The 24366-nt window shown below is 53.4% G+C and carries 19 protein-coding genes; 12 read left to right on the top strand and 7 right to left on the bottom strand.

Annotated features, from left to right (window positions below; all coding sequences use genetic code 11):
* Positions 1 to 192: 192 nt before the first annotated feature.
* The gene (gene dps / locus ABU190_RS10005) at positions 193 to 696 is read right to left on the bottom strand and encodes a DNA starvation/stationary phase protection protein Dps (RefSeq protein WP_047371162.1); all 504 of its coding nucleotides are present in this window, start codon (positions 694 to 696) and stop codon (positions 193 to 195) included.
* A 297-nt stretch (positions 697 to 993) separates the two neighbouring features.
* The gene (rhtA, locus tag ABU190_RS10000; RefSeq protein ID WP_354691189.1) at positions 994 to 1881 is read right to left on the bottom strand and encodes a threonine/homoserine exporter RhtA; all 888 of its coding nucleotides are present in this window, start codon (positions 1879 to 1881) and stop codon (positions 994 to 996) included.
* 353 nt (positions 1882 to 2234) lie between these two features.
* On the opposite strand from rhtA, the gene ompX reads away from it, so the two are divergent.
* Entirely contained in the window at positions 2235 to 2747 is a 513-nt protein-coding gene (ompX, locus tag ABU190_RS09995; RefSeq protein ID WP_354691188.1) for an outer membrane protein OmpX, read from the top strand.
* A gap of 66 nt (positions 2748 to 2813) precedes the next feature.
* Here the strand turns inward: ompX and ABU190_RS09990 are convergent, their stop codons facing one another.
* A complete protein-coding gene (locus ABU190_RS09990) occupies positions 2814 to 4397 on the bottom strand; it encodes a phosphoethanolamine transferase (protein WP_354691187.1) in 1584 nt (527 codons plus the stop codon).
* Positions 4398 to 4674: 277 nt separating this feature from the next.
* Positions 4675 to 4803 (bottom strand): manganase accumulation protein MntS, encoded by a 129-nt coding sequence (gene mntS, locus ABU190_RS09985; RefSeq protein ID WP_354691186.1) that lies wholly within the window; start codon positions 4801 to 4803, stop codon positions 4675 to 4677.
* A gap of 192 nt (positions 4804 to 4995) precedes the next feature.
* On the opposite strand from mntS, the gene mntR reads away from it, so the two are divergent.
* The 9 genes from mntR to ABU190_RS09940 all read left to right on the top strand — a co-directional run bounded on the left by mntR (position 4996) and on the right by ABU190_RS09940 (position 15662).
* Positions 4996 to 5466: a manganese-binding transcriptional regulator MntR gene (gene mntR, locus ABU190_RS09980; protein ID WP_039077198.1), complete on the top strand. Its 471-nt coding sequence runs from the start codon at positions 4996 to 4998 to the stop codon at positions 5464 to 5466.
* Positions 5463 to 6572 carry an anion transporter gene (locus ABU190_RS09975; RefSeq protein ID WP_039077197.1) on the top strand — a complete coding sequence of 370 codons (1110 nt, stop codon included), beginning with the start codon at positions 5463 to 5465 and terminating at the stop codon, positions 6570 to 6572. Before mntR ends, ABU190_RS09975 begins: the two co-directional genes overlap by 4 nt.
* Positions 6573 to 6672: 100 nt before the next feature.
* Positions 6673 to 7776: an HlyD family secretion protein gene (locus ABU190_RS09970; RefSeq protein WP_103245799.1), complete on the top strand. Its 1104-nt coding sequence runs from the start codon at positions 6673 to 6675 to the stop codon at positions 7774 to 7776.
* Positions 7773 to 9344: a DHA2 family efflux MFS transporter permease subunit gene (locus ABU190_RS09965; protein WP_071195617.1), complete on the top strand. Its 1572-nt coding sequence runs from the start codon at positions 7773 to 7775 to the stop codon at positions 9342 to 9344. Before ABU190_RS09970 ends, ABU190_RS09965 begins: the two co-directional genes overlap by 4 nt.
* 1 nt (position 9345) lies before the next feature.
* Positions 9346 to 10869, top strand: coding sequence for an efflux transporter outer membrane subunit (locus ABU190_RS09960; protein WP_354691185.1), 1524 nt, complete (start codon positions 9346 to 9348; stop codon positions 10867 to 10869).
* 103 nt (positions 10870 to 10972) lie between these two features.
* Positions 10973 to 12013, top strand: coding sequence for an aldo/keto reductase (locus ABU190_RS09955; protein WP_271849840.1), 1041 nt, complete (start codon positions 10973 to 10975; stop codon positions 12011 to 12013).
* Positions 12014 to 12189: 176 nt separating this feature from the next.
* Positions 12190 to 13566, top strand: coding sequence for a glycoside hydrolase family 1 protein (locus ABU190_RS09950; RefSeq protein ID WP_354691184.1), 1377 nt, complete (start codon positions 12190 to 12192; stop codon positions 13564 to 13566).
* A gap of 41 nt (positions 13567 to 13607) precedes the next feature.
* A complete protein-coding gene (locus ABU190_RS09945; protein WP_071195620.1) occupies positions 13608 to 14930 on the top strand; it encodes a PTS transporter subunit EIIC in 1323 nt (440 codons plus the stop codon).
* Between the two features lie 15 nt (positions 14931 to 14945).
* On the top strand, positions 14946 to 15662 hold the full coding sequence (locus ABU190_RS09940) for a GntR family transcriptional regulator (RefSeq protein WP_039077190.1): 717 nt from the start codon (positions 14946 to 14948) through the stop codon (positions 15660 to 15662).
* 44 nt (positions 15663 to 15706) lie between these two features.
* Here the strand turns inward: ABU190_RS09940 and ldtB are convergent, their stop codons facing one another.
* Entirely contained in the window at positions 15707 to 16627 is a 921-nt protein-coding gene (gene ldtB, locus ABU190_RS09935) for a L,D-transpeptidase (RefSeq protein WP_039077189.1), read from the bottom strand.
* A gap of 216 nt (positions 16628 to 16843) precedes the next feature.
* On the opposite strand from ldtB, the gene ABU190_RS09930 reads away from it, so the two are divergent.
* Both ABU190_RS09930 and ABU190_RS09925 read left to right on the top strand, forming a co-directional pair.
* Complete coding sequence (locus tag ABU190_RS09930; protein WP_039077188.1) at positions 16844 to 18436, top strand: ABC-F family ATPase; 1593 nt, start codon at positions 16844 to 16846, stop codon at positions 18434 to 18436.
* 162 nt (positions 18437 to 18598) lie between these two features.
* The gene (locus ABU190_RS09925; protein WP_354691183.1) at positions 18599 to 20590 is read left to right on the top strand and encodes a M48 family metalloprotease; all 1992 of its coding nucleotides are present in this window, start codon (positions 18599 to 18601) and stop codon (positions 20588 to 20590) included.
* Positions 20591 to 20648: 58 nt separating this feature from the next.
* Here the strand turns inward: ABU190_RS09925 and ABU190_RS09920 are convergent, their stop codons facing one another.
* Complete coding sequence (locus ABU190_RS09920) at positions 20649 to 23012, bottom strand: glycoside hydrolase family 31 protein (protein WP_354691182.1); 2364 nt, start codon at positions 23010 to 23012, stop codon at positions 20649 to 20651.
* Positions 23013 to 23027: 15 nt separating this feature from the next.
* Positions 23028 to 24332: an MFS transporter gene (locus ABU190_RS09915; RefSeq protein WP_354691181.1), complete on the bottom strand. Its 1305-nt coding sequence runs from the start codon at positions 24330 to 24332 to the stop codon at positions 23028 to 23030.
* Between the last annotated feature and the right edge of the window lie 34 nt (positions 24333 to 24366).

Here is a 24366-nt window from a genome sequence, read left to right as displayed (position 1 = left end):
GCACAGAAAACACGATTATTTAGCGCAGGAATGCACCATTTAACAATCTTTTCTTAACAATTTTGTGAAGTGATGATAACAGTCTGGCGGTCTTTCGGGCGGGGAAGAACAAAATGATGCACCATAAAAGTGCAAACCCCTTTGCCGGGGCGGCAAAGGGGTCATCTGAAGTATTTATGTTAGCGACAGGGCTTATTCGATGTTGGATTCGATAAACCACAGGAATTTATCCAGGTCGCGTGAAGCAGCGGTAAAGATATCTGCGGTATCTTCATCTTTTGCTTCGTCGATGGCTTTACGCACATCGTTCGCGACGATGGCATAACGGTCAGCCAGTTCTTTCAGGTGATCCTGGACGCTGTGGATGTCCAGCGGGTAACTTTTCAGTGCCGTTTTGCTGTTAATGACCTGCGTTGTGCCCAGTGCGACACCACCTAACTGCACGGCACGTTCTGCCATGGTATCAAGGTGATCAACAAGGGCAGTACGGAAGCCGTCGAGCATTTCATGGACGGCGATGAAGTTAGCACCGCGCATATTCCAGTGGGCCTGTTTTGTGATCAGTGACAGGTCAATGAACTGGATCACCTGGCGATTGAGCAACTCGATAGTCGCTTTTTTATCGCTGTCTGATACATCGTTACGGGTATAAAGCAGATTAGACGCTTTCGTTTTAACCAGTTTAGCGGTACTCATAATCTCATATCCTCTTGATGTTTGTGTCCCAGGTAATTATCGAAACTAAGTATAGCACCAGATTTTTGATTGCTGTTTTGGATATACCTATCGGTTCAATAGCAGCGGTAAACATACATCTATATTGGTGGATAATAATTATTATTTCGCCATTCGCGATGCGTATAAATTATCGGAAACGTGGGCTTGGGATGTAAGAATATATATTGAAGTGTGACAATTTATCGCAATGAAACAGGTTTTATTGACATGAATGCTTATTCAGCATGATACGATAACCATGCTGAATAATAATTATTATCTTATCTCCACCTTCTCGACTTTTACTTCTCTGCGTAGCGTCATGGTTGAGCCTATTGAGGCAATCACAATGCACATCAGCGCGGCAACCTGTTGAAGGGAAAGTGTTTCACTCAAGAAGATCATGCCTGATACTGCCGCCAGAGCGGGTTCCATGCTCATCAGTGTCCCAAAGGTGCGCGTCGGTAACCGGGTGAGGGCAATCATTTCCAGCGAATAAGGCAGTGCGGTCGATAATATTGCGACCGCTATTCCCAGCGGCAGCACAGACCATTGCCATAATAGGGCGCCGGACTGGAAAGTTCCTAAAGGTACAAAAACCAGCGCGGCTATTAATGAACCCAGTGCAACGGTTGCCGGGCCATGTTCTTCCCCGGCCTTATGACCAGAAATAATATATACAGCCCAGCATGCGCCTGCGCCGAGCGCATATGCCGCGCCGGTTAAATCGACATGGGAAACATTGTCACCAAGCGGTAATAAATACCACAGACCGAGCACCGCCAGAATGACCCACAGAAAATCAATGGGGCGACGGGAGCCAAAAAGGGCAACGGAGAGGGGACCGACGAACTCCAGCGCAACCGCAATACCCAGAGGTATTGTCTGAATAGAGAGATAAAACATGTAGTTCATCGCCCCCAGTGATAAACCATAGGCCAGAAGGGGCAGGCGCTGTTCGCGGGTAAAACGCAGACGCCAGGGTTTAAAGATAACCACCAGAATCAGCGTACCCAGTGCCAGACGGAGCGCGGTCATTCCCGGTGCGCCCACTATCGGAAATAGCGATTTTGCCAGTGATGCGCCCCCCTGTATCGAACACATCGCAATGAGCAACACCACTACAGATAACCAAACCGGTATCTTACGAGACGACCCAGGCATCCTTTCTCCTGTCAAATTATGTCAATCAAGGTAAAACCTGCAGTCTACTTGAAATAGCCCCGGCTGGTTGAGACTTTGTTGAAAAACAGCGGCTAAAAATACGTAAAATAGATGACAGTTGATGGTTAATTAACCTGTCCGATTAGGAATAATCTGGATGAACATGCCGGGTAACACGTTTCATAATGGCATGTCCTGCGGAAAAATGACCGTTTAATGAAAGAGTTAGTAAGCTTATGAAATGTTCTGTTACATGAAATGGGCCATTAGACATCGTTTATCCCAAAGAGTTTCTTAACAATTTTTGATATATTTAAAACTTAGGATTTACTTGAAGCACATTTGAGGTGGTTATGAAAAAAATTGCATGTCTTTCAGCACTGGCCGCTGTTCTGGCGGTATCCGCAGGTTCCGCTTTTGCAGCTACTTCCACTGTTACCGGTGGTTACGCACAGAGCGACGCTCAGGGTGTAGCGAACAAAGCAAACGGCTTCAACCTGAAATACCGCTACGAGCAGGACAACAACCCGCTGGGTGTTATTGGCTCCTTCACGTACACTGAAAAAGATCGCACTGAAGATGGCGTCTATAACAAAGGCCAGTACTACGGTATCACTGCAGGTCCGGCTTACCGTCTGAACGACTGGGCAAGCATCTACGGTGTTGTAGGTGTTGGCTACGGCAAATTCCAGCAGACCGTTGACACTGCTAAAGTTTCCGATACCAGCGACTACGGCTTCTCCTACGGCGCGGGTCTGCAGTTCAACCCGATGGAAAACGTTGCACTGGACTTCTCCTACGAGCAGTCTCGCATTCGTAGCGTTGACGTAGGCACCTGGATCGCAGGCGTCGGCTACCGTTTCTAATTCGGCTGGCAATAAAAAATCCGCCTCAAGGGGCGGATTTTTTTTGCCTGCTATTCGGAAATTCGCTTAGCGGTGTGTATCGAAAACATCGGTCGCCAGGCGGTCGTAGTCAATTTTCTGTAACTTAAAGTTGGTAATGTAGACTGGCCCGGCTTTTTGCTCGGACATGAAGGGGTAAGAATTTTTAATCTCTTGTGTGGTAATCCCCGTCCACTGCGAGAAGAAGCTCAGGAAATCGTTCGCGGAACGGCGCGCTTTAATCTCCCGATGCTTTGTATCATCGCTCGACAGCACCATAAACGGCACCTGGAAGTTTTGTTTAAACAGGTCGTCATGCGCCAGATATTGCACATCCGTCCCACGCTCTCTGAATGTCAGACCATGGTCAGAGAAGTAGACCATTGAGAAACTGTCATTCGTGGCGACCAGTTGGGAGTAGAGTTTACCCAGCAGTTCATCTGTTGCGGTGATGGAATAGAGGTAGCAAGAGGTCTCTTTTGACTGGACGAACTCGCTGTATTTACCGCCGGAGCGCTCGCAGGTGGAAGGGTGTGAGCCCATCAGATGCAGCACAATTAACTGCGGCTGGTTGCGTTTGGTGGCCAGTACCTGATTAGTCAGCTTAAGCAGATCGTCATCACGGGTATTTTTATCCGCTTCGAAATCACCGCTTTTCAGGAACTGCACTTCATCCGCGCGTTTCGCGATACTGGCAATGGCGGTGTCGTACTCGCCAATTTGCCCCTGATTGGAGAACCACCAGGTCTGGAAGCCCGCGCGGTTTGCGAGGGTGACAAAGTTATCCTGATACTGCGGCTTATCATCGACCACTCGGTTGAGCGTCAGGCCCAGCGATTTCTGTGTCGAGCCGCTGGCAGAGATGTAATCCATAAAGAATGTGCCATTGGCCTGGCTTTCGAACGGCGTGTTGTTCCAGTGGCCGCCAAAGGCGCCCGCCGCGTCACGGCGTACACTCTCGCCAATCACCACCACATAGGTGTGATACTTTGGTTTGACGCCAAGGACGGTCCAGGTGTCCTTCATGCTGGCGAGCTGCGCCATGTTTTCCTGCTCTTTCACCACTTCGTAGTTGTTCACTGCCACATCGCGCACGAAGCGCAGCACCGGAACGCCGGTATCAATGAGCCTGAACTCAAAGCCGCGGAAGTGGTTTTGTACCGGGCCAATAAAATAGGACGCAACGCAAAATACCACGCCGAGCGTATCCCATTTCAGCCACGGGGTTGACGGCTGCGTTACCCGGCGACGCATTGACACAATACCCATCGCAAAGATAAACGCGCCGATAGCGTAGTGGTGCCACGGGAAAATAGTCAGAATTTCCGTCGACTCTTCCATATTGGTCGAGTGCAGGGCCAGCAGGGTATTAAAGTTCGGTGCGCCATAGGCCTGGCCAAACGGGAAATAGCTGGCGGCGACAAGCGAGGTAATACCGATGACAATTTTTTGCGCCCGGGGCGCATGCCGCCACAGTACGCACAGAGCACAGGTAAAGACCACGGCGTACAAGACACTAAATTCATAACCAAGAGCAAAATTAATCAACATTGACTGGAGAAAGTAGAAACCTGTCCACGGATTGATCGTCTGGCTGCGGAAGGCAACGGATTCTTTAAGGATTATGCTCATAGATTACTTCACGAAAACGCCATGTGCTCACCCTGGCGAAAGGGTCAAAACCTGCCGGACAGTGCGTGGAGAGGGGAAGAGGTCCGCTTCTGCGAGCCGCAATTTGTGCAGGGCTGCGCAAAGATAAAGTTAGCCGTGCTGAAGGTCAACACCTGCTACCGTGTCGTTTTGGGAGGGCGGTTGCAAATCAAACAAATAAGTGAAAATTATGTGCGGGCAATCCGATGATAACGGGAGAATGTGACGGAAAAATGAAGCGGCGTACCGCGACGCCGCATTAATGAGAAGTTTTATCGTCTTTCTGTGGCTTGCCGTGAAAGATATCACACAGCATGTTCAGCAGCAGCAGACGAACTTTAAACGGGGAGTGAGTAAACACGCTCATGCACCTCTGAAATTCGTTCATATTGACCTCCTTACTGACTTGTTCGCTCCCGACCATCCATGCCCGGTTGAACGTATTACATACAGATATAGCACAGGCTATATTTTATAGCTATGGCTAAGACGTTAATTTTTTGTGCTGGTTCACCTATGGTTTACAATGTGCCTTCTCTTATATGATGCGGGTATCGCGTCACCCCCCAGAGGAAGCACAATGAACCGTCGCGCAGGTAAGCAAACAATAAAAAAAGTGACGCTGGTAAATGTTGAAGAGCATGTGGAAGGCTTTCGTCAGGTGCGTGAAGCGCATCGCCGCGAGCTGATCGACGATTATGTTGAATTGATTTCAGATTTAATCCGCGAAGTGGGCGAAGCTCGCCAGGTGGATATGGCCGCGCGGCTGGGCGTCTCTCAGCCAACGGTAGCAAAAATGTTAAAACGGCTGGCGACGGTAGGGCTGATTGAGCAAATTCCCTGGCGCGGGGTATTTTTAACGCCGGAAGGGGAGAGACTCGCCCAGGCCAGCCGCGAACGCCATCAAATTGTTGAAAGCTTTTTACTGGTGCTCGGTGTGAGCCCGGAGATTGCACGCCGTGACGCGGAAGGAATGGAACACCACGTCAGTGAAGAAACGCTTGAGCGTTTTCGTCTGTTCACTTTGCAACAAGGGTTGCCGTCTGAATGAACCTTCCATTCTTTCGCGCGTTACTGCGCGATCGCTTTTTGCACCTCCTGCTGGTTATTGGTCTGGGTCTCTGTTTTGCCGTTCCTTTTGCGCCTGCCACCTGGCCGGGTGCCATTGACTGGCACACCATTATTACCCTCAGCGGTTTGATGCTGCTGACGAAGGGCGTGGAGCTGAGCGGCTATTTTGATGTGCTGGGGCGTCGTATGGTGCGGCGTTTTCGTACCGAGCGGCAACTGGCCATGTTTATGGTCCTGGCGGCGGCACTCCTTTCCACCTTCCTGACCAATGACGTGGCGCTGTTTATTGTGGTGCCGCTTACCATCACCTTAAAAAAACTGTGCGAAATCCCGGTCAATCGGTTGATCATTTTTGAGGCGCTGGCGGTGAACGCGGGGTCGTTGTTAACCCCCATTGGCAACCCGCAAAATATCCTGATTTGGGGACGTTCCGGGATGTCATTCCCGGCCTTTATCTGGCAGATGACACCCCTGGCGCTGGCGATGATGGTGACGCTGCTGGTGCTGTGCTGGTTCTGTTTTTCCAGTAAGACGCTTAACTACCATAGCGGCGTTAAAAACCCGGACTGGAAACCCAGGCTGGTCTGGAGTTGCCTGGGCTTTTACCTGGTCTTTATTACGGCGCTGGAGCTAAAGCAGGAGCTGTGGGGACTGGTGGTGGTAGGCGTGGGCTTCTTATTGCTCGCAAGGCGCGTTGTGCTAAGCGTGGACTGGACGTTGCTGCTGGTGTTTATCGCCATGTTTATCGATGTGCATTTGCTGATCCAGTTGCCCGCATTGCACCATTTGCTCGCCAGTACCAGCCAGCTTTCGCCGTCCGGTCTGTGGCTGACGGCGATTGGTCTGTCGCAGTTTATCAGTAATGTGCCCGCGACCATTTTGCTGCTCAATTATGTGCCGCCAGACACCCTGCTGGCCTGGGCGGTCAATGTCGGTGGATTTGGCCTGTTGCCCGGCTCGCTGGCGAATCTGATTGCGCTGCGTATGGCGAATGACCGTCGCATCTGGTGGCGCTTCCATGTTTATTCCCTTCCCATGCTGCTGTGGGCCGCGCTGGTTGGCTACGGACTATTCCTGGTCAGATAGTGCTGATTTGTCAGTTTATCCTGGCAAATGTATAGCTACCGCCTAAGTTTAGTGAACGGCGTAACTGTGACGCCGTTCACTGACAGGACTGTTGCGTACTATGGCAGAACATTCAACCGCCCCTGAGAACGGGCAGGAAACTCAAACAGAAGAGACGCAAAACCGCAAACGCCCCGGTAAAAAGCCCCTCATCATCCTCGGCATTGTGGTGATTGTGATGGTTGTCGTCGCGCTGGTGTGGTGGTTACTGACCCGCAATGAAGAGACGACAGACGATGCGTTCACCGACGGCGATGCGGTCACCATTGCGCCGAAAGTGGCGGGCTACGTCACTGAACTGCGTGTAAAAGATAACCAGCAGGTGAAAAAGGGCGATCTGCTGGTGGTGATTGATCCCCGTGACGCCACGGCGCAGCGCGATCAGGCGCAGGCGCAACTTGGGCTGGCGACGGCGCAGCTCCACCAGGCGCAGGCACAACTGGATTTGTCAAAAGTGCAGTACCCGGCCCAGCGCGACGAAGCGCGGGCGCAGGTGCTGAAGGCGCAGGCGGATTTAGCTAACGCGCAGGCTGCCTATAAACGCCAGCGCGGTGTCGATCCTCGCGCCACGACACAACAAAATATCGACAGCGCCAATGCGCAGTTACGCAGCGCGCAGGCACAACTGGCGAGCGCGCAGGCGCAACTGGAAGTGGCGGATCAGGTGCAGTTGCAGATTCGCCAGCAGGAGACCAATGTCGAGGCCCGTCAGCGTCAGGTGGATCAGGCGAAAGCACAGCTTGAAACCGCCGAGCTGAATCTCTCCTGGACTGAGGTCCGTGCGCCGTTCGACGGGTTTGTCACCAAACGTAATGTGCAAACCGGCACCCTGGTGCAGGCGGGTACGGCGCTGTTTTCGCTGGTCTCACCGCAAATCTGGGTGACGGCGAATTTCAAAGAATCGCAGCTTGAACGCATGCGTCCGGGCAATAAAGTGACGGTGAAGGTCGATGCCTGGCCGGATCTGGAGCTGGAAGGGCACGTTGACAGTATTCAGCAGGGGAGCGGCTCGAAATTCTCTGCTTTCCCGTCCGAGAACGCTACCGGTAACTTTGTCAAAATCGTCCAGCGCGTACCGGTGAAAATCGTCATTGATAAAGGGCTGGATACGAACCGTCCGCTGCCGCTGGGTCTGTCAGTTGAACCGAAGGTAACCGTGGAATGACTGACGTTAGCCATGAAAACTGGCGACCGGCCAGTAACCCATGGGCCGTCGCCTGGGTGGTGACGCTGGCGGTCTTTATGGAGATCCTCGATACCACCATCGTTAACGTCGCACTGCCGCATGTTGCCGGTTCGCTTTCCGCCAGTTACGACGAATCCACCTGGGTACTGACCAGTTATCTGGTGGCCAATGGTATCGTGCTGCCCATTTCGGCGTTTCTCAGCCGCGTGTTCGGTCGCAAGCAGTTTTTCCTGATTTGCATCGTGATGTTCACGATTTGCTCCTTCTTGTGCGGTATCGCGACGGAACTGTGGCAAATCATACTTTTTCGCGTGCTGCAGGGCTTTTTTGGCGGCGGCTTACAGCCAACGCAACAGTCGGTGCTGCTGGATTACTTCAAGCCTGAGGATCGCGGCAAAGCGTTTGGCCTCTCTTCGATTGCCATCATTGTTGCCCCCGTAATGGGGCCAACATTGGGCGGCTGGATCACCGATAACTACTCCTGGCGCTGGGTCTTTTTTATCAATATCCCGGTCGGTATTGTCACGGTACTCGCGATTTATCAGCTACTGGAAGATCCGCCGTGGGAGCGTAAATCGGACAAAAAATTGACCATCGACTGGCCGGGGATCGGCCTTATCGCCCTTGGACTCGGTTGCCTGCAGGTGATGCTGGACCGTGGGGAAGATGAAGACTGGTTCGCCTCAGATTTTACGCGCATTTTTGCCGTACTGACGGCAGTCGGCATTGTCGGCGCGATTTACTGGCTGCTATATGCCAAAAAGCCGGTGGTGGATTTGCGCTGTATGGCCGATAAAAACTTTGCTGTCTCCAGTCTGCTGATGGCGGGTATGGCGATGATCCTCTATGGCAGCTCCGTGGTGATCCCACAACTGGCGCAGCAAGATCTGGGCTATACCGCTACCTGGTCCGGGCTGGTACTGTCACCGGGCGCGGTACTTATTGTGCTGACTATCCCGCTGGTGCTCAAACTGATGCCCATCGTGCAAACGCGCTGGATTATCGCCTTTGGCTTTTTCTGCCTCGCGGCCTCGTTCTGGTGGTCGCGTACGCTGACGCCGGATATCGATTTTGAAACCCTGATGCTATTTCGCAGCGCGCAATCGATAGGTCTGGGCTTCCTGTTTGTACCGCTGACCACCATTGCCTTTATTACCATTCCTCGCCAGCTTAATGCCGATGCGGCCGCGCTGTTCACGATGTTCCGCAATGTCGCGGGATCGGTGGGCATTTCGCTTTCCACGGCGGCGATAACCGAACGGTCGCAGGCGCACAGTGCACATCTGGCCTATAACATGTCGCCGCTTAATGAACAATTCCAACTGGCGGTGCGCGAATCAGCGCAGGCGATCCGCAATTTCACTGCACTGGTGGGTGACCCGATGAATACAGCGATGGGGCAGATGTATAAAACGATGATCGCGCAGTCGCGTTTTCTGGCCTATATCGACGTGTTCACACTGCTCAGTATTGTCGCACTGTTATTGATTCCTTTTTGTTTACTGCTATCGCCGATTAAGAGCGAAGGCAGCGCAGGAGCACATTAATATGTCCAGGCGTGGTGTTTCACTGACATTTCTCTCTCTTTGGCTGGCAGGCTGTAGCGTGGGTCCGGATTACCAGCAGCCGTCGCCGCAAACCCCAACGCACTGGAACGATCCGGGCGATAAAACCGTGGCCTCGCAGACCGTGTCGCAGGCGGTTAACCCGCGCTGGTGGACCACCTTTCAGTCACCGCAACTTAATAGCCTGATTGAGCGTGCTATCGCCGGGAATCTCTCGTTGCAACAAACGGTGCTACGTATCGCTGGGGCGCGTGAACAGATTAATCAGGCTGGCGGCGCATTTTTACCGGCGGTCAACGGCAGCGTCAAAGCCACGCGCCAGCAACTGGGGCTGGAAGGGGAGCTGAAATCCCACGATGTTTACGGCCAACTGGATAATGTTGACCCGCAAATCGCCGGGGCGCTGGGGGCATTAACGCAGCCGGTGAACCTCTATCAGGGCAGTTTCGACGCGCAGTGGGAGTTGGATCTGTGGGGTAAAGTGCGCCGTCAGGTTGAAGGGGCGCAGGCGCAGCAGCAGCAGGCGATTGAACAACGTAACGATGCGCTGGTGTCGCTGGAGGCGGAAGTGGCGCGTGCGTGGCTGCAACTGCGCGGCGCGCAAAGCGTTATCTCCACTTTGCAGACGCAAATCGAGACGGCGCAGCAAACCTATACCCTGACGGATAACCGCCAGCGTAGTGGACTGTCGCCGCAAATGGACGTTGAAAATGCCCGGGCCCAGGTGGGTAGCCTGGAAGCGCAACTACCGCAGTATCAGGCCCAGGAGCGTCAGGCCATGAATGCGCTGGCGATTTTGCTCGGCAAACCACCAGGTGCGCTGGATAGCGAACTCAGGAATGTGCAGCCATTGCCGAAGCTGCCTGCGCTGGTCTCAACCGGCATTCCGTCGACGCTTGCCCGCAGACGCCCGGATATTCGTGAGGCAGAGGCGTCATTACACGCCGCGACGGCGCAAATCGGCGTCTCTGTCGCGCAGCTTTTCCCGAGCCTGACGCTGAGCGGGCAGTTTGGCTTGCGTAACAGTGAGACCGACTGGCTCACCGACTGGAGCAGCCATTTCTACAGTTTCGGCCCGCAGATTTCTATCCCTGTCTTTCAGGGCGGGCGGTTGGTCTCCAGCGTGAAACTGGCCCGCGCGCAGCAGGGGGCGGCGGTGCTCAATTACCGCCAGACAGTTCTGGAAGCACTGGGGGATGTGGAAAATGCGCTGGTCAGCTATCGCGCCGATCAGCAGCGCGAGGCCGGTCTGGATAAAACCCTTGATGCGCTGCATAACGCCTTCACGCTGGCCAGCGACAGTTATCGGCAAGGTATTGCCAGCTTTATCGATGTGCTTGATGCCCAACGTCAACTGGCGCAGGCGGAGCAGCAGCGTGCGCAGGCGCGGGTGCAGAGCAGTCTGGATTTAGTGGCGCTGTATAAAGCGCTTGGCGGCGGCTGGGAGCCTTATCAGCAGGTGCGTTTGCCGGAATATTCTGTCTTTGGCGATGCCCCGCGTGGATAAGGTTTGGAGGATTGGGCAAGAAACAGACAGGATCGCCACATTCCACAGCACGCCGTATTGCGTATAACTATCTGCGTCAACCAACAGTGTGAGGAGACGCCAAATGCGTTATCAAAAACTCGGCAATACCGGTCTGTTTGTTTCTGAACTGTGCCTCGGCACCATGACCTTCGGTGGTGAAGGCGGCATGTGGGGCAAAATTGGGCAACTGGATCAGGCGCAGGCGGACAAGCTGGTCGGCAGCGCGCTGGACGCAGGCATCAACTTTATCGATACCGCTAACGTCTATTCCGAAGGTCGCTCCGAGCAAATCACCGGTCAGGCACTGAAAAACCTCAAGGTGCCGCGTGAAAATGTGGTGGTGGCGACCAAAGTGTTCGGCGAAACCGGCACGGCGGGGGTGAACTCGCGCGGCAGTTCCCGCTATCACATTATTGGCAGCGTGAAAGAGAGCCTGAAACGGATGCAGCTCGATCATATCGATCTCTATCAGTTGCACGGCTTTGACCCGGCGACGCCCATGGAAGAGATGCTCTACGCGTTGGATAATCTTGTACAACATGGGCATGTCCGCTATATCGGCGTATCCAACTGGGCGGCGTGGCAGATTGCCAAAGCACTGGGCATATCTGAACGGCTCGGGCTGGCGCGTTTCGCGTCCTTGCAGGCCTATTACACTATCGCCGGGCGTGACCTGGAGCGTGAACTGGCGCCGATGTTGCAAAGCGAAAATGTCGGCCTGATGGTCTGGAGCCCGCTGGCGGGCGGCCTGCTTAGCGGTAAATACAGCCGCGATGGCAAGGGCGAAGAGGGCAGTCGTCGTCTGGAGTTTGACTTCCCGCCGGTGAACAAAGACCGCGCGTTTGACTGCATCGACGTGATGCGCGTAATCGCCGAGGCAAAAGGTGTTTCTGTCGCACAGATAGCGCTGGCCTGGCTACTTCACCAGCCGGTAGTAAGCAGCGTGATCATCGGCGCTAAACGCCCGGATCAGCTTGAGGACAATATCGCCGCGACTCATATTCGCTTAACGGAAGAGGAGCTGCGCCAGCTTGATGCAGTGAGTGCGTTGCCACGCGAATACCCCGGCTGGATGCTCGAACGCCAGGGTGAATATCGTCGTAACCAGTTAGCCCACAAGTAACCCCGCATTTTGATTTTTCCCCGGCGGCATGTCGCTGACCGGGGATTTTTCTTCCACCTAATTTCTCAATCCCGCTCACAAAAACGATCCTTTCGTTTTGCCTGACTTTTCACCTTTGACTATATGACTATTCATATACACGAAATGACTAGTCATAAGATGAGGGAGATGTCCAGATGAGTAAAACGTTGCCGCCAGGCTTTTTATGGGGAAATTCCGTTTCCAGTATGCAGACCGAAGGGGCATGGAATGAAGGTGGAAAAGGGCCATCGGTTTACGACATTCGCGAAGCCAGCGAGTTTGCTTCCGACTGGAAAGTCGCGACCGATTCCTACCATCGGTATCAGGAAGATTTTGATTACATGCGCGATTTGGGCATGAATTGCTACCGCTTTCAGATATCCTGGAGCCGTGTCTGCCCGGACGGTGACGGCGCGTTCAACGAGGAAGGTATCGCCTTCTACGATCGCTTTATCAACGATCTGCTCGCTCGCGGCATCGAACCTATGATCTGCCTGTACCACTTCGATATGCCGCTGGCGCTGGCGGAAAAATACAATGGTTTTACCGATCGTCACGTGCTGGACGCGTTTGTTCGTTATGGGCAGAAGATGATCGACTGCTTTGGCGATCGCGTAACCTGGTGGCTGACGTTCAACGAGCAGAATATCTACCATATGCCGGAAGCGTTTCGGGTCAGTGGCTATCTGCGCGGCGACAAAACGTTGCGCGAGCTGTATCAAATTCAGCATCACGTGATGATGGCCCACGTACAGCTAACCCAGTACCTGCATGAGACCAAACCCGGCAAACTAATGGGCGGTATGCTGGCCCATCAGCTTGTCTATCCGGCAACCTGTAAACCGCGCGATGTCTTTTGTGCCCAGCAATACGACGAGTTTCTCAACCAGAATCTCCTTCGGGTGTTTGCCGGCCAGGGCTACAGCCCGGCGGTGATGGCGGTGGTTGAGCGCGAAGGCTTTAGCGATATCTATCGTGCTGAGGATTTAGCGCTCATTGCCTGTGTGAAAAGCGACTATATGGCGTTTAGCTATTACGCCAGCAAGGCGCTTAACAGCGACGCGATCGCACCAGACGCACCGGTGAACTATTACCTGCAACAGGGCGATGTGCCTAATCCGTATCTGCACGCTACCGAATGGAACTGGCAAATCGACCCCCTCGGTTTTCGCGCCATTATCACCCGCTACTACAACGACTGGCGCTTGCCGGTTTTCCCCATTGAAAACGGTATCGGCGTGATTGAAACCTGGGACGGTGTGAACCCTGTCAATGACGATTACCGCATTGCCTATCACCGTGATCACCTGCAGGCGATGAAAGACGCCATGTTTGAAGATGGCGCGCAGGTGGTGGGCTATCTCGGCTGGGGGCTTATCGACATTCTCAGCTCACAGGGTGATATGCGTAAGCGTTATGGCGTGGTCTACGTCAATCGCGAAAACCATGACCTTAAAGATCTAAAACGCGTGCCGAAACGGAGCTATGCCTGGTTAAAACAGGTGATACACAGCAACGGCCGCGAACTGTAAACAGCAGCGTACCGTTTGATGCCGAACGAAGGGAGACCATGATGCCTGAAACAAAAACAACAGCGAACATGCAGTCTTTTGTGGATAAGTTCGTCGATTTTTCCGCCCGCCTGGCCAACCAGGTTCATCTGCGTTCCTTAAGAGACGCCTTTGCCGCCGTGATGCCGATCTTTATCCTTGCCGGCCTGGCGGTTCTGGTCAATAACGTGGTGTTCCCGTGGATTCTGGAAGGCGAGACGTTAGTGCGCTTCAAGGTCTGGGGGGAAGCGGTCATCAACGGTACGTTGAACATTGCAGCACTATTGATTGCCCCCATGACAGCCTGGTCGCTGGCGCGCAATCGCAACTTTGATAACCCGGTTTCGGCGGTGGTTATCGCGCTCTCCAGCTACATTATGATGATGCCGATGCATCTGGAGGTGGTGCCGGATGGGGCGAAAGCGACCGTTACCGTCAGCCAGATGCTCTCTTTTGCTAATATCGGCTCCACCGGTATTTTCGCCGGGGTGATTATCGGTTTGCTGTCGACGGAGTTGTTTATCCGCATCGCCAGCATCGAAAAGCTGAATATTTCACTGGGTGAAAATGTACCACCGGCGGTGGGTAAATCCTTTTCCGCTCTGATTCCGACCATTATCACTCTGTCGACGTTCGCGGTGATCGCCGCCGTACTGGCTAATGTGCTGCATACCGATTTAATTCATCTGATCACTACGCTTATCCAGCAACCGCTGCGGCTGATTAACACCAGCCTGCCAGGAACCATTTTTATTTATAGCTTTGGCAACTTCCTGTTTACCCTGGGGATTCATCAATCGGTGGTAAATGGGGTGATTCTGGAACCGTTCCTGCTTATCAACACCAATGAGAATATGCTGGCCTTTGCCAATGGTCAGCCGATTCCACATATCATCAATAATATCTTTGTGCCGACCTTCGGCATGATTGGCGGGACGGGTAGTACGATTTCCCTGTTGCTGGCCATATTCATTTTCTCGCGTCAGAAATCGGCGAAACAGGTGGCGCGGCTGTCGATTTCGCCGGGGCTGTTTAATATAAACGAACCGGTTATCTTCGGTCTGCCGATTGTCTTTAACCTGCCGCTAATGATCCCCTTTGTTTTGCTGCCCGCCATCGGCATTTACTTTGCCTGGCTGTGTACCACGCTGGGGTGGATGTCGCGTTGTGTGGTGATGATCCCGTGGACGACACCACCCATTTTAAGCGCCTGGCTGGCGACCGCGGGAGACTGGCGGGCGGTGGTGGTTCAGTTGATAATCATCATCTTTGGTGTATTCTTCTACCTGCCTTTCCTCAAAATAGCCGAGAGAGTGGCCTTAAGAAACAATGGGATAGCTGAATAACAAGAAGGAAAGGCAATGGCGTCGAAATACATTTCTATTGCGCGCGAAATTAAACAACGGATCCTGAGTCAGCAGTACTCGTCCAATGAGCCATTGCCCGATCAGTTTGCCCTTGCGGCGGAATTCAATACCAGCCGCATGACCATCCAGCAGGCGATGCGTCAGTTGATTGTCGAAGGGCTGGTCTATACCCGCAAAGGATTGGGCACCTTTGTACGCAAGAATTTTATGCAACTCTCCCGCTGGGATTTACCGGGCAGCGACTATTACGGGGCGACCAAGACCTGGGAAAACGTTGGCCAGGTCACCAGTAAAATCATCAAATTCGAGCTGCGTTTCCCGACGGAAAAAGAGCAGGACTCGCTACTGCTGGGGCCCGACGAGCCGGTCTACGACTTTAATCGTCTTCGCCTGCTGGAAGGGGAGCCGGTGTCTCTGGAATTTACCCTGATGCCGGTAAACCTGGTGCCAGGGCTTAACCGTGGACATCTTGAAAGTTCGGTGTTTCGCTATGTGCAGGACGATCTGGCGCTCAAGATTATGGGTTCTTATCGTATCGTGCGCGCGCTGAAACCTGGCGTTGAGGACCGTGAATATCTGAACTGTGACGAGACGGACCCGGTGCTGGAAGTGGAGCAGGTGATTTATCTGGAGGATGGCACGCCGCTGGAGTATGCCCATTGCCGTTACCGCTACGATCATGGCGGCATCATTGTGGTGAATAACGGATAAAAAAAGCGGGTTTTAAACCCGCTTTTTTCATGCTTGCGCAAGGATCAGTTCACACGAACCGGCATACCGGAGCGGTTCTGAATTGCCTGGTCTACGATGTTCTGGTCAACGTCAGACTGGCTGGTAACGCTCTGTACACTCTTGGTCAGCGCGATCGGCACGATTTCGCCGCCGTTGAACTGCGCTTCGGTGGTGGACAGCGGGTTGTGTACTTCGATGTAGCGGCTGCCATCCGGCTCGGTGGTGGCTTTTACCGGCTCATCAATAAACTGTACGCGCGTGCCGACCGGTACGTTTTCGAACAGGAATTTGATGTCGTCGTTACGCAGACGCACACAACCGTGGCTTACGCGCAGACCGATACCGAAGTTGGCGTTGGTCCCGTGGATCGCATACAGGCGACCAATGTACAGTGCGTACAGACCCATCGGGTTATCCGGACCCGCCGGGACGACTGGCGGCAGCGGTTGACCTGCGGCGGCATATTCAGCGTGCATTTTCGCCGTCGGGGTCCAGGTTGGACCGGCTTTCTTACGTTCTACTTTAGTGGTCCAGGCAATCGGGGTGTCTTTACCCAACTGGCCGATACCGATCGGCAGAACGATAACGGTTTTGGTCCCTGCCGGGTAATAGTACAAACGCATTTCGGCGCTGTTGATAACGATACCTTCATGGACGGTATCCGGCAGAATAAGCTGCTGAGGCACGTTCATCACCGTACCGCCTTTCGGCAGATAGGCATCAATACCCGGGTTCGCTTCCAGCATATTGGAAAGACCCATCTGATATTGCGCGGCAAAGTACTCCAGCGGCTGGCTGTTGTTCTCTGGGATGGTTACGACCTGGTTTTGACCGATCACTCGGCTGCCATCGGTCGGAAGAGGATAAGTTACAGCAGACGCGGTTTTGCAAAAGCCCACGACGGCAAACGCCGCCGCTAAAAGCGTTGTTAATTTCATATTCATGGTGTGCGAGATTCGTGCCACAGGCCGTTAGGTTAATGGTTCTTTCTAATAGATGGGAGCGCATTATATGTGCATTCCCGCGCACAGGGAATTGAGATGTGTACGAAATCACACTTTTTTCCCGTTGGTTTCATTTTAGCCCTTCGTTTCCGGGCAGGAATCTAATTCGGAATTGTGGCATAATAGGGTGTTTGTCACACATTTCAGGATAATTCCGTGTTAGTCACCAGCAACGTCACCATGCAGTTCGGCAGCAAGCCGCTGTTTGAAAACATTTCCGTCAAATTTGGCGGCGGCAACCGTTACGGCCTGATCGGCGCCAACGGGAGCGGTAAATCCACCTTTATGAAAATCCTCGGCGGCGATTTAGAGCCGACGCTGGGGAATGTCTCCCTCGATCCGAATGAACGCATCGGTAAGCTGCGTCAGGATCAGTTCGCCTTCGAAGAGTTCACTGTCCTCGACACCGTGATCATGGGTCATGGTGAGCTGTGGGAAGTGAAGCAGGAGCGTGACCGTATCTACGGTCTGGCCGAAATGAGCGAAGAGGACGGGTACAAAGTCGCCGATCTCGAAACGCAATATGGCGAGATGGACGGTTATTCCGCCGAGGCGCGCGCAGGCGAACTGTTGCTCGGCGTCGGGATCCCGGTTGAGCAACATTACGGTCCGATGAGCGAAGTGGCTCCCGGCTGGAAACTGCGTGTCCTGTTGGCACAGGCACTGTTTTCCAATCCGGACATCCTGCTGCTCGACGAACCGACGAACAACCTGGACATCGATACTATTCGCTGGCTGGAGCAGGTGCTGAACGAACGTAACAGCACCATGATCATCATTTCGCATGACCGTCACTTCCTGAATATGGTCTGCACCCATATGGCTGACCTGGATTACGGCGAGCTGCGCGTTTATCCGGGCAACTACGACGAATATATGACGGCGGCAACCCAGGCGCGCGAACGTCTGCTGGCGGATAACGCCAAGAAGAAAGCGCAAATTGCCGATCTGCAGTCGTTTGTTAGCCGCTTTAGCGCCAACGCGTCTAAATCTCGCCAGGCTACATCCCGTGCGCGCCAGATTGATAAAATCAAACTGGAAGAGGTTAAAGCCTCCAGCCGTCAGAACCCGTTCATCCGTTTCGAGCAGGACAAGAAACTGTTCCGTAACGCGCTGGAAGTGGAAGCCCTCGCTAAAGGGTTTGATGAAGGCCCGCTGTTTAAAGGCGTTAACCTGCTGCTGGAAGTGGGTGAGAAGCTCGCGATCCTCGGTGCGAACGGCGTGGGTAAATCCACCATGCTGAAAACGCTGGTGGGTGAACTGGAAGCGGACAAGGGCACCGTGAAATGGTCGGAAAATGCGCAGATTGGTTATTACGCGCAGGACCACGAATACGAGTTCGAAAACGACCTCACCGTGTTTGACTGGATGAGCCAGTGGAAACAAGAGGGCGATGATGAGCAAGCGGTACGCAGCATTCTGGGGCGTCTGCTGTTCAGCCAGGATGACATCAAAAAGCCCGCGAAGGTGCTGTCCGGTGGTGAGAAAGGCCGCATGCTGTTCGGCAAGCTAATGATGGAAAAACCCAATATTCTGGTGATGGACGAACCGACCAACCACCTGGATATGGAATCTATCGAATCGTTGAACATGGCGCTGGAGATGTATCAGGGTACGCTGATTTTCGTCTCTCACGACCGTGAATTTGTGAGCTCGCTGGCGACCCGCGTCATCGAAATTACGCCGGAGAAAGTCATCGACTTTACGGGCAATTACGAAGATTATCTGCGCAGTAAAGGCATCGAATAATTTCTTTACGCTTTCTTCCATCCGGAAGAAAGCGTTTTTATTTTTTCTGATTCCGTGTAAACCAAATTTTAGTTCTATTTCCTTATTAAGAGAATACGGTAGACTTTTTTAACGTGCGGGATGCACGTCTGCAATAAACACAAAACACAAGGAGCGTTTTTCGTGGAAAGGCATATTGGCAGAACATTTATTATTCCAGTCATTATTTTTATTTATGGTTTATGGCAATATTCGCGGGTGAGCGGCCTGGCGAAGTTGGCTTTTTATTTCCAGGATAATACCGTTATTTTTCGTTACGGCATGACTTGCCTGGGTATTGTCTTTGCTGTCCTTGCAGCCGTTACAATTGGCTATGCTATGGCGTTGTGTCATTTCAGCGCGCGCGCTTCCCGAAAGTCGCAGGATATATTAATTGCGAAATTTACCCGTTGCCGACGACTGTTGCCATTTTTAATGGTAGGGGAAATGGTATTTTGTGGGCTGGCGATAGTCTGTATAGCGCTGTCGGAAATAGCATGGTTTACCGATAATTTTCGATTGAACGGCGGGGGAATAAAAATAGTCCTAATCGCCCTGTTTACGCTTTTGAGTATTCTCTGGATGCTGTTTAAAGGCATTCTCTCTATCAAAAAATGTTTCGCTATTTTCCAGCAGGATGATTCACATATTTACGGTGTGAATGTTCTGCGCCACGATGCGCCTGCACTTTGGTCATGGGTCGAAACGTTGGCGCAGCGCGCCGCGCTTATCGTACCGGACAATATTGTTATCGGTTATTTTGACTGCTTTTACGTCACGGCTAACGCTATTCAACTGGAACAGGGGACGCGCCTGACCGGGAATACACTGTACCTGCCCCTGGGTTACGCCGCGCTGATGGATAAAGAAGAAATTGCGGCGGTCATCGGCCATGAACTGGGGCACTTCACCGGCAATGATACCCAATACAGCCTGCGTTTCGCGCCGCTCTACGCTGGCATGATAACCAGCCTGCATGAGATAGCGAATGGGGCGCAGGTTGGCTCGTGGGTGGACAAGGTTGTGCTTATCCCGTCACTGGATATGGGGGCGTGGTTTCTTGACCGTTTTCATGAAACCGTGAGCCACTGGAGCCGCATTCGTGAATATGCGGCTGATGAAGCAGGCGCGCGTGCGGCATCTGCGCCCGCCCTGTCCAGCGCATTGCTACGCATTACTGCCCTGAGCGAGTATGTGGATAAAAATGCAGATGCGGCGGCGAGCGGTGACGTTTCTCTGGTTGGCTGGGTTGAAAACCTTATCGCCGAACAGCAAAACGGCCAGCCGTTAAAAGTAGAGGCGGGGCTGGAGATGGCGCTTGAGCATCCCATGGACAGCCATCCTGCTACACGGGCACGCATTGAGAATCTCGGCGTCGCACTGCATCCCACTCTTTTTGAGCGCGCGGCTCGTCCGGTTACGCAAGACGGATGGCTGATGTTCTGCGCAATGTTTAACGATATTGCGAAGTTATGCCTGCCGCTGGCGCAAAAGGTTGAAGCCGAAATTCACCAACAAAAAGCCGCATATCGGGAGGCGCTTGAGTCCTATGTACAGCAGTCTCAGACGACGCTCGATTTTTGGGGGAATAAGGCTGGGGCGTGGTTTTCGCTCGTATTAGGTGGTCTGTTTGGTTTGGGGGGGCTGGCGATGCTCTTTTTATCTTTATCCCATAGCGAGCCCTTTTTCCCGCTTCTTGGCTGTATCCTGCTTTTCCCCGGATTGCTGCTGATCCTCGCCGGATATAAGCAGATAAAACAGGCTGCGCATCCGCTCTTCTCCTTAAACGAGGAGAGTATTACCAGTTGTTTTATTGCGAGCCCATTGCCGCTACATAACATTGACTCCTTGCTCGTTCGCCAGTCATCGGAAACGGTGACGGTAGAGCTCTATCTTCGCGACGGGTATGAACCCGATATCACGACCAAACGCTTTATGCGCACTATTCGCTTTGACCCAGGCAAGCGTGCCGTGACCATTTTACTGGCCGGCAAACTTATTCAGAGTGATGAAAACGGCAAACAGAAGCTGGACGGCGCGGAGGTTGCAGAGCGAATTGCGCAGTACCTTTACGCAGTGCACGCGCGGGATGAGCTAAAACAGCTACAGGCAGATAACGAAAGCCTTGCGGGTTAATTATTTGCCCGAAGCGGTATTCACCCTCTCCCTTTTGGGAGAGGGCCGGGTGAGGGGATTACAGTACCCACTCGCTCCGCGCTTCGCCGTTGATCAGAAGCTTACGTCCTTCGCCTGCCGGTAACGATACCTTAAGCGACGGCCATGCCGGACGGTAATCACCGGTTGCGGCGATCGTCAGATTGATAGAGTCCGCGTCGCAGGCCATTGTCCATTCCAGCCACAGGGCATTCCCGTTCTGATAACCCCAGCTCTCACCGTCATCTTCAAACAACAACCCGTCTGAGCGCCCCGTTCCTTTCACCGGAAACAGTTTCAGCTCACGGGTATCATCCGCCGTTGCGCTAACATGCCTGATTCGCGCGCTGAGCGGCAATCCCGCCCCGGCGCGGATCAGCAATGGCAGTTTTTCCAGCGGCGCGTCGCGCACAATCCACTGCCCGCCGCAGAACCACTCGTGAGTGTAAAAATCATACCAGCCGGTCTCGTTCGCAGGCAGCCAGACACGGCGTTCGCGCTGGCCTTCTTCGACCACGCTGGCCACCAGAATATCGCGGCCCAGCAGGAAATCGTCGCACTCTTCAAACGTCTGCGTGTCATGCTCGTGATCGAGGAAAGTCGGGCGCAGCATCGGTTCATCATCCGCATGCGCCTGCCACAACAGGGTATAAAAATAGGGCAACAGACGGTAACGCAGTTCGATGGCGCTGCGAATGGCCGGCGTCACCCCCGGATACATCCACGGCTCATTCACCGTATGATCGTCATTCCATGAATGGATGGTGAAACGAGGGTGCATCACGCCGTTTTGTACCCAGCGAACAAACAGTTCAGCATCCGGTTTATCCCCGGAGAAGCCGCCCACATCGTGCCCCACGTTATACAGTCCGGACAGACTCATCCCGAGCCCCATTCGCGTGTTAAAGCGCAGCGTATCCCAGTTGGTCCGGTTATCACCGCTCCAGGTTTGTACGTAGCGCTGCATCCCGGCGCAGCCAGAGCGGGAGATCAGGTACGGACGTTTATCCGGGGCGAATCGTTGCTGTGCTTCCAGCGAGGCGCGCATCATCAGCAGCGGCATCACCGGGCGAATATGTTTGATGGCAATCTCGCGGCCAAAACCGTAGCAGCGGGCTTCGCCATCCCACACTTCAAACTCGTTGTTATCATTCCACGTTGAGTCGATGCCCATCTCCAGCAGTTGCGTGGTCACGCCTTGCTGCCACCATTTGACGGTCTGCGGATTCGTAAAGTCGAGGTGCGACCCTTCATCGTCCCAGAAACTCGAACGTTCTGGCGCATCCTTTTCTGAATCGCGAATAAACAGCCTTTTCTCTGCCACTTCGTTATAGCGTGGATGGTCCTGCAGCAGGCACGGCTTGATATTGGCGGCCAGTTTCAGGCCCGCATCGTGGAAGGCCTGGCTCATGACTTTTGGCTGCGGCACCTTGTCGTAGTTCCAGTTAAAGACGTAGCGCTTACCATTAATGGAGGTATAGCCCGAAGAGAGCTGGAACGAATCGCAGGGAATCGCATGCTCAGAACACAGGCGAATAAAGTTCATTAGCTGGTTTTGCGCATCCGGCGCATCGGTGTAATGCATAGTGGATCCGCTGTAGCCCAGACTCCACTTCGGCCCAAACAGGGTTTTCCCGGTCAGGCGGACAAACGCTTTGGTGACATCCAGCGCCCGTGCGCCGGTAAACAGGTAGTAATCGATATCGCCCGCTTCGGCCTGCCAGCGGCGATAGGCGGTATGGTAATTATCGATTTCATTACCCAAGTCCAGCCAGCAACTGCTCAGGTTGTCATAAAACAGACCGTAGCTGATGTCGTCCCGGCGGGTGAGGGTAAACGGAATATGTTTGTAGAGAGGATCGGTACTGACCGCGTTATAGCCCATCGCGTCCAGATTGCGCATTTCATAACGTTTGCCGTTACGCTGCAAATTACCTGCTTTCTCGCCCAGACCATAAAACCGCTCATCTTTTTTACGGCTCAGATAATGCGCCACACCGTCGCTATGGGCATTGAGTTGATAGGCGCTGGTAGGACGATCGCCTGCCAGCCATTGCCACTCCCCGGCCTCATTACGATAGTGCCATTCCAGCCACAGCGGCTGGTGCACGGTGACCCGTAACGCTTCGGTGGCGAGAACCAACTGCTGATCGTGTTGCTCAAGCCTCCAGTCCGGGCAGGTAAAGCCGCTGATATCTTCACGATGACGGCCTTCCCATGGCACATCCTGCGTGGGGGCAATACTCCAGGTTCTGTCCAGCGCCAGCTCACCTTTACGTTTTAACAGCACGCGGAACAGCGTTTTTTCCAGCACATACAGGCACAGCGTATGCTGCCCATCCACCAACAGTTCAATATGGTGAGCCGCCTGTTTTTGTAAGGTCCAGTTTTTCAACGTTTTCATATCAGACATCCATTATCAGACGCGTTTCGCGCGACGTTCAGCAATAAATGACACCAGGAAAATGGCCCCAATCAGATCAAAAAAGCCCATTGCGATAAACAGCGGATTGAAACCTATTTTGTCAGCGGTAACGCCAATCAGCAGAGAGAAGAGGAAGCTGGCGATCCATGCCGCCGAGCCGCGCATACCGTTAACGGTAGCCATCTGGCCCTTATCAAAGGATTCCACCACCAGCGCGCTCAGCATGCAGGAGATGATCTGGTGGCCGAAACCGCCAATCGAGATCAGCACGATAGTGATATAGGGATCGCGGGTCATTGCGACGATGCCCAGCGAGATCATCAGAAACGCACCGGTGACGGAGCTTGCCACCACCGAGTTCACCCGAGAGCAGCCGAACCAGCGGGTATACAGTTTGGTGAGGTAGCCGCTTGCCACGCTGCCCAGATCGGCGGCAAGGAAGGGGAGCCAGGCAAACATGGCGATTTGCTTAAGGTCCATCCCATGCTCTTTCGCCAGATACAGGGGTACCCAAAAGCTCAGCACGGCCCAGGCGGGTTCCGCCATAAATGCCGGGATGGCGATACCGTAAAAGCGTTTGTTTTTGGCGACGGTTTTCAGCGCGGAAAAGAAGGGCAGTTTGACCGCAGGCGCCTCGTTGTCCTGCTTGATATAGGCCAGTTCCTCTTTGCTCAGGTTCGGGTGTTTTTCCGGGTTATAGTAAAACGCCCACCACAGCAGCACCCACACCAGCGCCAGAACACCGGTAAACATAAACGCGCCCTGCCAGCCAAAAGAGGCATGGGCAAAATAGATAATTGGCGGTGCCAGCATGGCGCCAATCGAGAAACCAACGCCAGCCCAACCTGCGGCAACCGGGCGCTCAGATTTCGGGAACCACTCGCCCAGGGTTTTGGCATTCGCTGGCGTGGCGGCCGCTTCGGATGCCCCCATCGTGAAACGCAAAATAGCCAGTTGCAACCAACTGCTCGCCCCGGCGTGGAAAATACAGGCCAGCGCCCAGATGATGGCACAGACCATAAAGCCCACTTTCAGGCCGATCACGTCAATCAACCAACCGCATAATGGCTGGAAAACGGTATAGGCTAACTGAAAAGCGCCCACAATCCATGAGTACTGCTCGGTCGTAATGCCCATACTGGTTTTTAGTTCGGGGGCAAGAATGCCGAGTGAGTTACGGGTGATGTAGTTCACCGTGACGCCCAGTAAAAACAGGACCAGCACCCACCAGCGTAAGTTTTTGACTATCCGGCGGCTTTTGCTTGCCACCACTTCATTATTGTTGATTCCCTGGCTCATTTTTTTCTCCACGCACCGTTCTGTAGGGAAGTCG

The organism is Phytobacter sp. RSE-02 (assembly GCF_040578655.1).
GTDB classification, from domain to species: Bacteria; Pseudomonadota; Gammaproteobacteria; order Enterobacterales; family Enterobacteriaceae; genus Phytobacter; species Phytobacter diazotrophicus.
Note: the sequence above shows the minus strand (reverse complement) of the source record. Positions and strands in the feature narration are given on the sequence as shown.